Source organism: Micromonospora sp. CA-240977 (assembly GCF_050942285.1).
Classification (GTDB): Bacteria; Actinomycetota; Actinomycetes; order Mycobacteriales; family Micromonosporaceae; genus Micromonospora.
In genome coordinates this window covers 2,918,531-2,932,055 of sequence record NZ_CP192055.1, presented here as the reverse complement: position 1 = coordinate 2,932,055, position 13,525 = coordinate 2,918,531, and the positions used below count along the sequence as shown (strand labels likewise).

11 protein-coding genes and 1 pseudogene are annotated in these 13,525 nt (G+C 66.8%); 7 read left to right on the top strand and 5 right to left on the bottom strand.

The genetic code is table 11. From position 1 onward, the window contains the following. Positions 1 to 213: 213 nt before the first annotated feature. The 4 genes from ACQPWW_RS13555 to ACQPWW_RS13540 all read left to right on the top strand — a co-directional run bounded on the left by ACQPWW_RS13555 (position 214) and on the right by ACQPWW_RS13540 (position 3,421). On the top strand, positions 214 to 894 hold the full coding sequence (locus tag ACQPWW_RS13555; RefSeq protein WP_433132586.1) for a hypothetical protein: 681 nt from the start codon (positions 214 to 216) through the stop codon (positions 892 to 894). A 484-nt stretch (positions 895 to 1,378) separates the two neighbouring features. Continuing rightward, positions 1,379 to 1,744 (top strand): hypothetical protein, encoded by a 366-nt coding sequence (locus ACQPWW_RS13550; RefSeq protein ID WP_433132584.1) that lies wholly within the window; start codon positions 1,379 to 1,381, stop codon positions 1,742 to 1,744. Between the two features lie 30 nt (positions 1,745 to 1,774). After that, positions 1,775 to 1,957 carry a hypothetical protein gene (locus ACQPWW_RS13545; protein WP_433132582.1) on the top strand — a complete coding sequence of 61 codons (183 nt, stop codon included), beginning with the start codon at positions 1,775 to 1,777 and terminating at the stop codon, positions 1,955 to 1,957. A 162-nt stretch (positions 1,958 to 2,119) separates the two neighbouring features. Then, positions 2,120 to 3,421: a helix-turn-helix domain-containing protein gene (locus ACQPWW_RS13540; protein WP_433132580.1), complete on the top strand. Its 1,302-nt coding sequence runs from the start codon at positions 2,120 to 2,122 to the stop codon at positions 3,419 to 3,421. A 79-nt stretch (positions 3,422 to 3,500) separates the two neighbouring features. On the opposite strand, the gene ACQPWW_RS13535 is transcribed toward ACQPWW_RS13540, so the two are convergent. Both ACQPWW_RS13535 and ACQPWW_RS13530 read right to left on the bottom strand, forming a co-directional pair. Next, positions 3,501 to 3,950 carry a hypothetical protein gene (locus tag ACQPWW_RS13535; RefSeq protein ID WP_433132578.1) on the bottom strand — a complete coding sequence of 150 codons (450 nt, stop codon included), beginning with the start codon at positions 3,948 to 3,950 and terminating at the stop codon, positions 3,501 to 3,503. Positions 3,951 to 4,590: 640 nt separating this feature from the next. Continuing rightward, a complete protein-coding gene (locus tag ACQPWW_RS13530; protein WP_433132576.1) occupies positions 4,591 to 5,097 on the bottom strand; it encodes a MarR family winged helix-turn-helix transcriptional regulator in 507 nt (168 codons plus the stop codon). 27 nt (positions 5,098 to 5,124) lie between these two features. Here ACQPWW_RS13530 and ACQPWW_RS13525 point away from each other — a divergent pair, with 27 nt between their 5' ends. Further along, entirely contained in the window at positions 5,125 to 6,054 is a 930-nt protein-coding gene (locus ACQPWW_RS13525) for an alpha/beta hydrolase (RefSeq protein ID WP_433132574.1), read from the top strand. 737 nt (positions 6,055 to 6,791) lie between these two features. Next, on the top strand, positions 6,792 to 9,311 hold the full coding sequence (locus tag ACQPWW_RS13520; protein ID WP_433132571.1) for a S8 family serine peptidase: 2,520 nt from the start codon (positions 6,792 to 6,794) through the stop codon (positions 9,309 to 9,311). Here the strand turns inward: ACQPWW_RS13520 and ACQPWW_RS13515 are convergent. Next, on the bottom strand, positions 9,308 to 9,454 hold the full coding sequence (locus ACQPWW_RS13515) for a hypothetical protein (RefSeq protein WP_433132569.1): 147 nt from the start codon (positions 9,452 to 9,454) through the stop codon (positions 9,308 to 9,310). The two genes, ACQPWW_RS13520 and ACQPWW_RS13515, sit on opposite strands and share 4 nt — an antisense overlap. An 841-nt stretch (positions 9,455 to 10,295) precedes the next feature. Between ACQPWW_RS13515 and ACQPWW_RS13510 the strand changes: the two genes are divergently transcribed. Beyond that, on the top strand, positions 10,296 to 10,874 hold the full coding sequence (locus ACQPWW_RS13510) for an IS701 family transposase (protein WP_433132567.1): 579 nt from the start codon (positions 10,296 to 10,298) through the stop codon (positions 10,872 to 10,874). A 406-nt stretch (positions 10,875 to 11,280) separates the two neighbouring features. Here the strand turns inward: ACQPWW_RS13510 and ACQPWW_RS13505 are convergent, their stop codons facing one another. Together ACQPWW_RS13505 and ACQPWW_RS13500 are read right to left on the bottom strand one after the other, a co-directional pair. Further along, positions 11,281 to 11,712, bottom strand: coding sequence for a DUF664 domain-containing protein (locus ACQPWW_RS13505; protein ID WP_433132565.1), 432 nt, complete (start codon positions 11,710 to 11,712; stop codon positions 11,281 to 11,283). Positions 11,713 to 12,668: 956 nt separating this feature from the next. Then, positions 12,669 to 13,193 (bottom strand): annotated as a pseudogene (locus ACQPWW_RS13500) (integrase core domain-containing protein); the annotation flags it as partial. Positions 13,194 to 13,525: the final 332 nt, after the last annotated feature.

Below are 13,525 nucleotides of genomic sequence, written 5' to 3'. Positions count from 1 at the left end.
CGTAACGGGCTGACGTGTCGTTCGCAGACGTTGACCGTCGCCCTGCTTCGAAGCCGCCCCGCTTGCGCGAGCGGCAGGTTCCGAGCACTGTCGTGGAGCGTCGTCACCGGGGTGAGAAGGCCGAAGCATCCGCCGTATCCTGCTGCGGTGCCGATCCCTCTCCCGACTATGACACGTCCACGCGTACGAGCACAGGCAGCAGCGTCCTTCGGGATGGTCGCTGGACTCCTAACCACGCTGCTCGTCGCTGGCTGCGGGCTCATCGCTCGACCTGCCCCCTCCGCCGCGCTGCGGTTCCAGTTCTCGGCCACCAGCGATGACGGATACATGAACCAGGTGCTCACCATCTTCAACGACAGCGCCCGCGTGCTTGCCCCGACATTGGAGTTCACGGCACTCGACGCCAATCGGGACCCGCTACCCACGGTCAAGGTCACCACGGTCTACGGCAGCGACCAGGGCCGGCTGGTCGTTCCGCCGGGCGGCGGCCTGGACGTGCTGGTCTTCAGCGGCGATGGCGCCCAACTAGCCGAGGACGTGGCTGTGTCCGTCCGCGCCACGGAACCCGTCGAGGCCCCGGCTACCCTGGTCGAGCCAGTCGTCATCCCGATGGACGAGTCCGGCCGGGTACTTCACCGCGGCAGCCCGTTCACCACCTTGTCGGTGCGCAATGACGGCAGCGAGCCGATGAGTGTTCGGCTGGTGTACATCATTTGGACCGAGCCAAAGGGCGACGAACGTCAGCAGGCCGACCGTATAATCCCGATCGGGGACCTGATCGTCGTGCCGCCCAATAAGGCGACTTTGGTACCGGTCTCCGGAGATGCACGGACCACCGTCACGGAATCGGCAGGGCTCGTCCCAACAAGCATCAAAGCGTACCGCTCCCGATAGCCCGGACAACCTCCGTCTGGGCCGCGCACGTCGACAGATCGCTGGTCAATGGTCGAAAGCGATGGACGAGGCGACGGTAGCGCTGCATCAGCTGGGCCTTGAAAAGCATTGGTTGCCCGACCTCGCTCGACAACAGCAAGTGCGAGTAGTGCTCCACCTCCGCCAGTGCGTCACGTCGACGGCTGGCACCCTCGCGACTAGACAGTCCTCGGTCAGGTCCGACTGCACGTCGACTGTCGCGCCCCTACACAGGGGCTCTGCTGACGGGCTTGTTTGCCCGGCCGGAACCGGCTGGTGTGACTGCTGCCGCTGCTGCAGCGCACTCCGGACCGACGTCAGTGCGGCGTCGTCTCACAGCTTGACAAGCCCGGATCTCGCCGGCACAGCGCGGATCGCGGCATGAGCCGGACCGGGAGACGAAGGCCAACACTGGCAGGTTGAGCCCCTGCACGGCGACGACATCGCCATTGGAGAAATTCCGGGGTTGGCCCATGCGATCACCGGCGAGGGTGGCGTCTCCTTCTACGAGCGCCGCACCCGCACTCTCAACCTCTGCATCTTCGGGAACTTCCCGGAATCGCCCGTACTCGAGCGCCTGGCGGCTGATATTGACAGCGACGGACGGTCTTCGGTTCAAGTAAGTCATCAGTCCAGGTTCTGCGTCGCTTACGGCTCCGGTGGGCGACTCCAGTTCGCGACGAGGACCGGCCTGTCTGAGTACTCCATCGAAGACGTGGATGTCGGCGGCGGATGGCCTTCCCTCGTCTTCGATGGTGAGGGCAGCGCGCATCTGGCTCACGTCGCGAACGGCACGTTGAAATACGCGAAGGCGCTGGGGAGCGGGGACTGACGGTGCCGCAACGGCCGCACCGGCGGACAGGTGCTCCTCCGCCGGCACCTCCAGCCGGGCCGGATCGTCATACCGAAGTCGGTCAACCCGGACCGGATCAAGGAGAACATCGACGTCTTCGACTTCGACGTGAGCGCCGCAGCGGTCGATGCGATCAGCTCGCTGGAGCGGGACCTGCGTGTCGGGCCGCACCCGGCGACGGTCAACGGCTGAGCGCCCACTGCCGGTCCCACGCCACCCCCGCACACACTGGTAGCCGTCGTCTGCCGCCCGAGGCATTCAATATAATTCCCCACTTTGGACGACTTACCAGGGAACATGAGTCCTGTGCTGCGGCACCTCCGCTCCAGGGCGCTACTGGGACAAGGGAGCGGCATGGCTCGGCACGAGCGGCCCGTAGATCCGACGGCTGGACCGTTGTCGTCCTTCGCCCACGAGCTACGGAAGTTACGTGTCGAAGCGGGCAACCCCACTTACCGGCGACTGGCCGAGATCGCCGGCTATAGCGCCTCGACCCTCTCCGCCGCTGCCAGCGGAATCCGGCAACCCAGCCTGGACGTGCTGCTCGCGTACGTCGGGGCCTGCGGCGGGGACACCGCCCAGTGGAGGCAGCGTTGGCTCGACCTGGACGAGGAACTGCGGCCCGCCAGTTCGGCCAGCGCACCAGGCGACCCGGCGAGGGCAGAAACACCCGACCCGACACCGGCCGAACCGATCGCCACGCCCCTCGCAGAGTCACCATCCACTGTGACTGCCGGGGATCCACCCGCCCCGGCTACGGGTGAGCCAACCGGCACCAGCGGCGCAGCCGGACCGACCCACGCCCGGCCCGCGGGCCGCCTGCGGCACCGGAAACTCCGACGGCGACTGGCGCTCGCGGCGCTGACGGTCGCCGGTCTCGCCGGTACGGCCGCCGTGGTGCCGATGAACCAGCTGAAGTGGGCGGTCAAGGGGGCGACGGCGGCCGCTGGCACGACGACCACCACAGCCTGCCCGGCGCCCCCCACGGATGCCGCCTTCACCGCCGTCACGTACGGCAGTGGCGTGCATGTCCGGAGCGAGCCCCGCCGCGACCAGGGCATCCTCTACACCATCCCGCCCGGCTGCGTGGTCGGGCTCACCGGCTACTGCCTGGGTGAGCGGATCACCGACTCCACCTCCCAGACCCCCGACATCCGTTGGTTCACCCTGGCCGACGGTGGGCTGATCGCCTCCGGGGTGGTACACGGCAACCCGCCCACGGGCCTCGAACCGTCCCGCTGCAAGGGCGACCGACCCGGGCCGGCCGCGATCGCCCTCGCGATCGCCCCCGATGTGGCCGGCCCGGGTGGGTGGCGGCTGAGCGCGACCGGCACGCACGTGGAGATCGTCGGCTTTGCCGCCTACTACGCGGACGACCCCGCGCTGCCGGCGGAGCGCCGCTGGCACCAGATCGGAATGACCGGCATGGCCGCCCCGCCGTTCGACCTCGTCTGGAAGCTCGACCGCCTGTCCGTGCAACCCGGACCCCCTGCCGAGATCCCGGTGGCCGCGGTCGCCTGTCTCGGCGGTGGCGCGCCGACCGACGTAGTCGACGTGCGGGTGGCCCGCCCCGACGGCTCCAGCACCGTCGAGGCCCTGCCGCTCGCCGCCGACCAGCGGCTCGCCGCCCGCCGTACCGCTTGCGTCTACCCCTGATTGGGGAGTACGCGGACGGCCAACACCGGTGGCCCGGCGGGACGGATCCCACCGGGCCACCGGTCAGGTGTCACCGAACTCAACAGCCCTGGCGACCGGAGTGGATCCAGTAGGTGGTGCCGGCCCAGTCCATCTCGCCGTACGCGTCGACGCAGTTGTTCGCCGTGCCGGTCACACCGCGCGGCCCGGCGTAGTACAGGTAGTCGGCGTTGTCCTTCGTGGAGACCGCGGTGGCGGTGCACGAGCCGGTGCCGGAGGTCTCCGCGCACCGGGCGATCTGCACGGAGGTCCGCGCCGAGGAACCGTACGCCGCGCCGCGGTGGTACATGCAGGCGCTGTTCGTGCCGCCGTTGGTGCTGTTGTAGTAGATGACCAACTCGGCAACGGGGTTGCTCGGCGGGTACGCGTAGCTGTAGGTGACCGTGCCCGAGCAGGCCACCGCTGCCTGCGACGGAGTCGCCGTGACGACCAGCACCGTGCCGAAGGTCAGCAACGCCAGCAGCGCTCCGAACGCCTTGCGCAGCATCATGACTTCCACTCCTCCGGGACGGGGTTGGTTGAGAGCCGTCCCGCCGTCCACTTCTACGGAACAGCGAAGTTGATCGCCGCTGGTGGTGGCGCCGATCAATCAATCTCGCACAAAGCCGAGCGACCGCGTCGCCGCGCCGGGCCGGACGGGTCGCGCCGGGGAAGGCGGCGGTCAGGCGCAACTCCCGGTAGGGGCTTCCGCGCAAACCCTCGACCTCACCGGCGACGCCATCGGCAAGTGACGTCGCCCGAACGACGCCGGGGTGCCCGAACCGATGGGCCAACGTTCGTGTCGCCAGTACCCACGAGGTCCATCAGGTAGTCCCCGTGGTGCCCCCGGCGCCCCCGGGCAGCCCGTCCGGCCATCTGGTCTGATCGAGCCTCCCGCGTAGCTCACCCAGATCACTCTGCGGCACGTCGACCCGAAGCGGGTGAACGCGTTGGTCAGCGGAAGTTGTCACGCCCTGCGACGGTACGCCGTCAGCCTCGGAGTCGAGCGGCTTCAGGTCCAGTGGCCGGTGGCGCCTGGGAATAAGAGATGAGCGGTCGCGGACCTGAAGATCTCGGTGCCGGTCGGCCGATTGTGTGCCGTGCTGAATCCGTTGTGACCGTGGCCTACGTGGCAGGCGCTGCCGTGGTCTTCAGCCGACAGGCGTGCCGATACCGCCCTGCTCCAGGGTGGCGCGCAGCCGTGCCAGCGTTTGACCGAGTTCCGCGATCCGGGCCGGTGCGATCGACCGACCGATGTGCGTGGCCAGGTGTTCCTGGAAGGTGCCTTCGGCGTCACCGACGAGTTCCGCGCCCTGCGGAGTCAACTCCAGGAGCAGTGACCGGCCGTCGGCGGGGTTCGGCACACGCCGAACCCAGGCCCGGGCCTCGAGCCGGCCCACGCCCTTGCTGGTCGCCCCGACCCCGATCGCGAAGAACTCGGCGAGATCGGCGACCCGCGCACCAGGATGGTCACGTAGGTACCTCAGAAACTCGAACTGCGAAGCCACGATGCCGTGCTTCCGCCGCAACGTCTCGTTCAAGGCGTTGTAGAGCCGCGTCTCACAGCGGACCAGGTCACTGAAGACCTGAGCGAGTGTGACGGAACCGGCATCGGAGATAGATGCCGTGGCAGGTATATTAGCTTCCACGGCATCCACTTTATCGCCTGCGGGGAGGCGTTGGATATGAGCAAGGAACAGCGCGCGACGATCGGCGCCATGCTGGGCGACGGACCCAAGGACTTCGCGCCGGAGCCCGTCGAGACTATGCGGGAGAGATTCGCCGCGTTCATGGCGCTGTTCCCGGTTCCTCCGGTGCGGACCTCGGAGGTGACCCTGGGCGGCCGTCCTGCAGCGCTTGTCGAACCGGAGGGCGAGACCCGGCCGGGCACGATCCTGTACCTCCACGGGGGCTCGTTCGCGCTCGGATCTCCGCGGACCGCGATGGGTCTGACCGCGAGTCTGGTCATCCGGACAGGAGTGCGGGCCTTCTCCCTCGACTACCGGCTGGCCCCGGAGAACCCGTTCCCGGCCGCGATCGAGGACTGCCTCGCGGCGTACCGGTCCCTGCTCGACAGCGGCGTCGCCGCCGAGTCGATCGCGTTCGCGGGCGATTCCGCCGGTGGTGGCCTCGTGGTGACCACCACCCTCGCCGCCCGAAACGCCGGGTTGCCTCTGCCGGGCGCGCTGGTCGCGTTCTCGCCCGGCCTGGATCACACCCGCACGGGCGAGTCGATGGACACCAAGGAGGGCATCGACCCGTTCTTCACCCGGCAGGGCATGGCCCACACGGCGGGGTTCTACCTTGGCGGTCAGGACCCGCACCAGGAGCTCGCCGCGCCCGCCGTGCTCGCCGACCTGACCGGCTTCCCGCCGATCCTGCTGCAGGTCGGCACGAACGAGCTGCTGCTCGACGACTCGGTCCGGCTGGCGAAACGCGCCCGCGACGCCGAGGTCGACGTCATCCTCGACATCACCGCGGGCGTTCCGCACGTCTTCCAGTCCTTCATCGGCCAGCTCGACGAAGCCGACCAGGCCCTGGACCGCGCCGCCCTGTTCATCACGCAGCGACTACAACCCTCTGAGCGCGCGGTCGTGCTGGGTGAGTGCTTCTGACCCTCGGTAGCTTGCTGCCGCCGCCCGTCGAGAGGGCACCTCTTGAAGATGCGCCACCGCGAGGGTAGAACGGGACGGCCACAAAGGACCCTCGCCGGACACGTTCACGCTCCATCGCGATCTTGTTCAAGGTCCCGAGGCGGTTGACCGGCTCGTCCCACCGGCTCGCAGGCGTCAGCGGCAACAACACCTCCTTAGCGGCGGCAGCTGGCGTGCGATCAGCGACGACGACTCGTGGCTTCGCCGTCCACACCGGACCCACCCGTAGCCGCGCTGTCACAAACCCGCGGCCGCAAACCGGTTCGGCTTCCGCCTCGGCGGACTCAGCCGTCGCGCGGCACACTCCTCCGCTCGACTTCGCCGTCTCGAAGGATCGCGCGGCGGCTGCCTCCCATCTGCGCAATTAGTCCATCACGGGCAAGTCGCACACCACCTCCACGGAGTCAACCCGTGACCCGATGCATGGCAGTTATTTATATCGATACAGCTCGTCGCTTAACTGTTCCCGGCGGGCCGATGTTGACCCCTTGACGAGGGGCTTCTGCCGCAGTCTAATTTGGTGTCCATATAGGGGAGGCCGACTTGCGGGAGAGTTCGAGTTCGCCGCTCCGACGTCCATGCGTCGGCTCGCGCGGCAGTCGGGATCCCGAACAATGCCAACGACATTCGCTGCCCGATAAAGGCAGCAGGACTGCGCCCCCGCCCGCTGGAGATCGACCCTTCGGAAGGAATCGGGAATGAGTATGAGTTCCTTGAGTCGGCGGGATTTACTGCGCCGAGTGGGAGGCGCCTTTATTACCGGCGCAGGCATCGCCTTGTTTCCGGCCGGGCTCGCCTCGGCATCGACCAAAACCGGCCTGACATCAACCCCCGGCAGTACAGCCGGCGGGCCGGCGTATCCGGGAGACCCCGGTTTTGTCGCCAGGACGCCAGGGGAATTTGGTGCCGCTAAAGCCAGTTGGGAAACGCCGGAGTATGGCTACTACACCGGCCACAATCCGGCCAACCCTGGCACAGCGATCGACTCTCCCTGGCAGCTCGTCGCGGTAAACGCGTCCACCGCCTACGCCCTTGGGTACCGCGGGCAGGGCGTCGCGCTGGGCATGATGGATTCGGGCTACCGGCCTACCCACGAAGGATTCCAGACCGGGCTGATCGTTCCGGTGAGAGCGGAGGGCTTCTACGGAACGTCCGGCTTCGGGTACCGGAACTCAGTAACCCCGTCGAACCCGTTTACTGCGGGCCAGCGGTTCACTGTGGCCGGCGACCAGGCGCGAACGAGTGACTACAGTCACGGGACCGGCATGCTTGGCGTCACCTCTGGCATTCGCGATGGCAAAGAGCAGCACGGCATCGCCTTTGACTCGACGATGTATGTCGCCATGACCGGCGGTTCCGATACCCAGTCCCACGGTCCCTTCCACGATTACGTGTACTGGCGTACGGCCAATAAGGCCCTGGTTGACGCAGGCGCCCAGGTCATCAACAGCAGTTGGGGCTCTTATGTCCAGACTCTTGACAGGAGCCGCTTCGACGGCCTGGGTAACGACCTTGGGGTCAATGGCAACCTCGCCAACGCTTACCAACTGCGCGGCAAGGACAGCGCCAGCGCCACGGCGATGGCGATCATCATTCCCAACGAGCATCTGAAGGACCTGGAGTACCAGTACTTCCTCTTCAAGAAGAGCTATTCGGAAGACGGTATTCAATACAACCCGAACTACCCCGGACGCTCCTTCATGGATGCCATCTGGGACGCTATCAAGGATAGCGGTACCGTCAACGTGAGGTCGGCCGGCAACAACGACTGGAGCAACCCGTACTTCCGCCCGGCGTACCCCTTCTTCAATCCCGCGGCGGAGGCGCAGTGGGTATGCGTCGGCGGGGTGCAGCCTCCCACTGCGGCCGACCCCGAATACACGAAGCAATTCGGGTACAACGAGGCGGGGCTCGCCAAATGGTGGACCGTGTCCACTCCGTCAAACAGTGTCCGGACCACGAACAGCGGTGGCGACACCAACTATTCGAACTCGAGCGGAACGTCTCCGGCGACGCCCGTTGCGACAGCGGTGATGGGGGTTCTGCTCTCCCGCTATCCGAACATGGACGCCAAGCAGGTCCGTGATCTGATGTTCACCACGGCGAACAACAAGATGTCCGACGGTATGAGCTTCCTCGGCACGGGTCAGACCTCCCCCTCCGGGGCATCCATCGCCTGGACCGCTCCCGACGGGGTTCCGGACGCGCGCTGGGGCTGGGGCATCCCCGATCTGGACAAGGGCATGTATGGCCCCGGCCAGTTCCTGGGCCCCATGACCTACAACATGGACAAGGCGCCCCTGGACGTCTGGTCGAACGACATCAGCCAGATCGCGATCAAGGAAAGGGAGCGGGAGGATCGGGAGTGGCTGGCGGCCTACAAGAAAAAGGGCATCGCCTTCGCCGGTGAATTCAGCCCCAACGTACTGAGCCCGGACGGCAAGCTCAGCGAAAACGCCTTCATGCTTCAGGGCATTCTGGCTGATCCTTACGTCCAAGCCATCACCAACGGCCACCCGGAACTGTACGACAAGATCAGCTATGAGGACGCCACCAAGTGGCGTAAGGAATGGATGGACGCGCGCGCGGCCTTCATCCAGAAAAACATCGACAACAACCTCTACACGGCGTCTTTGACCAAGCAGGGCTCCGGGATGCTGATCATGTCGGGCCGCGCCACCTACGAGGGCGGCACGACGGTGGAATGCGGCAAGCTTTCGATCGCCGGCTCGCACGCAAGCTCGGTCGCCGTTAAGGGCGGCACGCTCGGCGGCAGCGGTTTCGTGGGAGGCGGCATCCGCGTCAACATCGGCGTGTTGCAGCCGGGCCTGTCGGCCGCGGAAGCGGCGTCCGCATTGTCCGTCAGTCTCACCGACGTTCCGCAGGGCAACGTCCTGAAGGTCGGCGGCGACGTGACCATCAGCCGAGCGGGTCGCCTCGCCATCACCATTTCCGGCGACCGCGAGTACACGAGCGTGCGGGCCACGGGTGCACTGGTGCTGGACGGCGAACTCACCCTGGACGTCCGCGCGCCCATCACCCCGGGCACGGTACTGACGATCATGAGCGGGGCCTCGATCAAGGGCAACTTCCACTCCATGCCGGAACGGCGGGTCCTGAACGTAGGCGGCCACATGTTCCGGGTGTCCTACAAGGGCGGCGCCATGACGCTGACCGCCGAGCGGACGCTGCCGGGGGCACGGTCCGGCAACGCCTAGCCACACGTGGCCTGGTCAGCCAGGCTCAGGTTCGCCTGAGCCTGGCTGGCCAGGCCCTTGCCCGAGCAGAAATCACGACCCTGGTGGATGCGCTCGCCGACATCCTCGCCTGGTTGATCCACCGACGCCGGCACCACGAACACGCCAAGTTCCGCCCCTACGCCCGGCAAGCGGATGGGTTGCCTTGGCCCCGTTCCGAGGCAGCAAAGGGGTACGGGAATCCGATACGGTGCAGTTCCGCCCGAGATCGAAGGCTCCGGAACGACCTTTAGACTAGATTCACAGCTCGTAATCCGGCCCTTTCCCTTAGGACCAGTGACGTCAGCATGGCTGCCGACCGGCCAAAGGCCAAAGCGGCCCGTGTTCCGACCAGGGAACGACACCGCCCCAGCCCGGCCACATCGCTACCCAACATCATCCGCCAATCGAATACTTGTACCATTCGCTGTTGGAGGATGTGGCGGCGCGCTGGTGGAGCGGGATCTGGGGGGCACACGGTTGTCGACCAGCGCCCGCTCGGACTTGTCGTTGATCGTCAAGAACCAGGGTTGACCTGCGCGAACGAGGCCAGCCGCCGATCATTGACTGTCGCTAGTAGTCAACAATTAGCGGGGGTTGTCCGGGGGGCAAACGGGGGGCAGGCCGACAGCGCAGCGCAGAGTTCCACCGCGCCCCGCTCCCCCACCATCGGGGGACGTCCCGTCATTGAGAAGCAGCCTGCGCCTACCCGTCGCGACCCGCCTAGTAGTCCAGCCGTAGTTGCCTGATCTGGCGTTTCGGCAGCTCACCGGCGTGATCGACGTCGTAGTTGAGCCTGCCAGGTAGCTGCGAATGTCGATGCTATTCGGTGGATGGGTTGTGTGGTCGGGCCGTCTGTCTGTTGTGGTCGGTCTTAGGGCGGGCACGCTCCCGTGCTTGTGCTGATCGATGAGATTGTGGGCTGGCGGGTGGGTCTGGATGATCTGCTGGCGGGACCCGGACGCGGTGCGCGATGACTTGTTCGCCTACGTGTCCGAGCACCTCGGTCACGAATACGGAGTGCTGATCGTCGACGAGACCGGAATCCTGAAGAAGGGGATCAAGTCCGCCGGGGTGCAGCGTCAGTACTCGGGCACGGCCGGGCGGACGGAGAACTGCCAGCTCGGGGTCTTCCTGGCCTATGCCAGCCCGCACGGGCGCACGCTGATCGACCAGGAGTTGTATCTGCCCCGCGGCTGGTGCGACACCCTCGCCCGCCGCGCCGAAGCCGGCATCGCCCCGGGCGTCGAGTTCGCCACAAAGCCTGCGCTGGGCCTGCGGATGATCGAACGCGCCATCACCGCCGGCCTGCCTGCGAAGTGGGTCACCGCGGACGAGGCTACGGGCAGGACTCGAAGTTCCGGACCTGGTTGCAGCAGCAGGGCATCGGCTACGTCGTCGCCGTGCCCCGCAACCAGCGGGTCCCGACCACGGCCGGCAACTCCCGTCCGGACGTCCTCGCCGCCGCCGCGCCGGCCCTGGCGTGGAAGCGCCGCAGTTGCGGCGCCGGCGCCAAAGGGCCACGGCTCTACGACTGGGCCGTAGCCTCTCTGCCCGGTGCCGTCGGCGGATACGGCCACTGGCTGTTGATTCGCCGCAGCATCACCGACCCCACGGACCTGGCGTACTACCTGTGGCTTCGGCCCTGCCGACACCAGCGACGAGACCCTCATCCGTATCGCCGGGACCCGATGGGCGGTCGAGGAGTGCTTCCAGACCGTCAAAAACGAGGCCGGCCTGGACCACTACCAGGTCCGTCGATACGACGCCAGGTACGCCCCATAACACTCGTTCTGTGCGCCCACGCCTACCTCGCCGTCACCGCCGCCCACGCCAAAAAGGGGGCACCGAATCCGATGACGGCCTCATTCCGCTCACCCTCGGCGAGGTCCGACGTCTGCTGGCACACCTGATCACCACCATCAGACCCTTCGACCACATCCATCGATGGTCACGATGGCGACGCCGACACCAATACCGCGCCAAAACAGCCCACTACCAGCGAAGACCCCGACTCCACCAGGTGCGGCTGGAGTACTAGCACGTCGCTCGTGGCGTGGCTGCCACCGTCGGCCGGCACCTCGCGGCCCAGGTCGGCCTCCTCGAGGGCGTCGAGCCATTCGTCCGCCTTGGCGATCTCGGCCTTCCAGGCTGCAAAGACGTCCTTCACCACCGCTGGGTCGTCGGGGACCGCGCCCCCGCAGTCCCAATCCGGGCCGTCCTCGCGCTTGTAAAGGCACGGTGCGGCGGTCCCCCTGATAGCACGCTGGAACCAGTGGTTCTCCATCTGAGCGGAATGGCGGACAAGGCCGAGCAAGCTCAGGGTGCTGGGCGGTACCGAGCGTCCGCCGAGCTGCTCGGCGTCCAGTCCGTCGCACTTCATCTCTATGGTCAAACGGTAGTTGCCGAAGGTGCTCCCGGTAGGTCGGCTTTTCGCCTACGGGCTGACCGAAGGTCCTGGGGTCGTCCTCGGTGGCGGTCCATAGTTTGCCCACGGCGCCACCCAATCGCGGGCGGATAGCACCGGTCAAGAAATAGCGGTGCACCAACTCGGCGGCCGCCAGGAAGAGCATTCGCCGTAGGGAGCGTTTCCGGGACGGCGCTGTGGACAGTGGTGACGCGCCTTGGCGCAGAGCCGCACCTCCCCTGTGGCTGCGACAGCGATCCTCACAGTCAGCCCAGGATCGCTCGGATGACCGCGGTGTCCCCGTCCAGTTCCAGCAGGTGTACGACCCACCCTCCCGGTTCGGGCTCGGCTCCGGGTTGGTCGCATCCGACTCGCCCGCCGCCGTCAGCGTGTATCGCCACAGTGCACCCGGGCCCTGCCATGAAGCCGCCACCGCCACCTCTGCCATTGGTGTCGGTCAATCGCACTCTGACGCCGCCATTCTCCACGGAGGACGACACCGTCCACTTGCCAAGCGGGAATTTGATCGAGCCGGAAAAGGACACTTTGCAGTCGCCGTCGGCACACGCCGTGTACTTGGTGCCGCCCCCGCTCGGCGCCTCCGTCCTCTTTGCCGCTTTGGGCTCCTGTACCGCTTCAGCCTCCCGTGACTCGTCCGCGGCGGGGTAGGAAGAGGCAGAAGGTTCGGCGTCGCGGGGACTTGGGGGGGAAGCAGCGCGGGAGGCGGCCGCGGTAGCGGCGGTGTCAGGGCTCGACCACGTGGCATCGGAGGACGATTCCGCCTTGGAGTCGCAGCCGGCTACGGCCAAGACCAGCAGTAACGCCCCGATCGCTGTGCGATTGGCGGAGGAAAGTCGGCAATGCTGCATGCGCGGAGTCTAGGCAATGCTGCATGCGCGCAGTCTGTTAGCCCGACTTTGCCGGAGCCCTGTCTAGCTGTGCTGTCCAGGGACGCTGGTCAACCTGGTGATGGGTGGTAGGCCGCCGGTGGCGGTGTGGGGTCGGTGGTGGTTGTAGTGATGCAGGAAGGCCGGTAAGGCCTTCCTGCGGGCTTGTTCGGAGTTGTAGATCCGGGCGATGGCCCAGCCGTCGGTCAGGGTGCGGTGGAACCGTTCGGCCTTGCCGTTGGTTTGGGGTCGGTAGGGGCGGGTCTTCTTCATGATGATGCCCAGCTCGTGGCAGGCATCGCGCCAGGCGAAGGATTTGTAGGCCGATCCGTTGTCCGACAGCACCCGCTCGATGGTGACACCACGTGCGGTGAACCAGGCGACGGCGTTGCGGAGCACGTCGACGGCGGTGGTGGCTTTCTCGTCGTCGCGGATCTCGGCATAGGCGACGCGGGAGTGGCCCTCGATGACGGTGTGCACGAACGGGGTCCCGACTTTCGGTGCCCAGTTCTTACCGCGGTTTCCGGTGCGCACGGCGGTGGCGTTGCGGTGGCTTGACCTGCGTCTCCAGGCCGGACACGCCCAAAGTTGACCTTCGTTTACCCTCGGCTCCCGCCCACGGACACGCAACCGGGCACGGCGAGCCCCCACCATGCACCGTCAGTTCGGAAGGGACGAAGATCACGGCCCCGAGATGCCAGAAAACGCCTGCTGGCGGCAGACGAGCTGGTCACGGCTCCTGCCCGCTCGTGCCGGCGACTACTGGCACGTAGCTGGCACGCCGCCGCCATCTGAACCGTAGGAGCGTCCCGCATCCGCCGACATCGGCCTCGTCTTCCGGCCAGCTCGTGGCCAGCGTTCATCTGGTGGCGGCCGTTGGCGTCATGCGGGGTGAGGCTGGG

Coding starts and splice junctions, on each gene's coding strand:
- ACQPWW_RS13540 (WP_433132580.1), top strand. CDS start 2,120: ATGGCTCGGCACGAGCGGCCCGTAGATCCGACGGCTGGACCGTTGTCG.
- ACQPWW_RS13505 (WP_433132565.1), bottom strand. CDS start 11,712: ATGAAGTGCGACGGACTGGACGCCGAGCAGCTCGGCGGACGCTCGGTA.
- ACQPWW_RS13535 (WP_433132578.1), bottom strand. CDS start 3,950: ATGATGCTGCGCAAGGCGTTCGGAGCGCTGCTGGCGTTGCTGACCTTC.
- ACQPWW_RS13555 (WP_433132586.1), top strand. CDS start 214: ATGGTCGCTGGACTCCTAACCACGCTGCTCGTCGCTGGCTGCGGGCTC.
- ACQPWW_RS13520 (WP_433132571.1), top strand. CDS start 6,792: ATGAGTATGAGTTCCTTGAGTCGGCGGGATTTACTGCGCCGAGTGGGA.
- ACQPWW_RS13525 (WP_433132574.1), top strand. CDS start 5,125: ATGAGCAAGGAACAGCGCGCGACGATCGGCGCCATGCTGGGCGACGGA.